Annotated in this window: 1 protein-coding gene; it reads right to left on the bottom strand. The window is 71.3% G+C overall.

Features of this window, described 5'->3' with window-relative positions; all coding sequences use genetic code 11:
• A partial coding sequence (locus QMX96_RS26795; protein ID WP_282362734.1) for a hypothetical protein occupies nucleotides 1-286 on the bottom strand: 286 nt, incomplete at both ends.

Below are 286 nucleotides of genomic sequence, written 5' to 3'. Positions count from 1 at the left end.
GTGCCCACCAGGTTCAGCGGGTCGCTGGCTCTCACCGCCACCAGGCTGCCATCCAGCGGGCGCCTGCGTACTTCGCGCAATACGCCGATGGCCTCGGGCAAGGCGAACTGTTCGCCGGCCAGCCCGCTGATGAAGCGACCGCCACGGATCTCGCCACGCGCCTCCAGGCGGTGCAACGTGCGCAGCAGGTCCCGCCAGCTCGGCAGCCAGGCGGCCTCGCGTTCGAGCAGCCGCCAGCACACCACGCCATAGCGGCGCAGCAGGGTCAGGGCCACCTGTTCCAGGG

Origin of the sequence: Pseudomonas sp. PS01300 (genome assembly GCF_029960155.1) — a bacterium.
In the GTDB taxonomy this organism is placed as follows: Bacteria; Pseudomonadota; Gammaproteobacteria; order Pseudomonadales; family Pseudomonadaceae; genus Aquipseudomonas; species Aquipseudomonas palmensis.
This window is presented reverse-complemented; position numbering and strand designations above follow the sequence as displayed.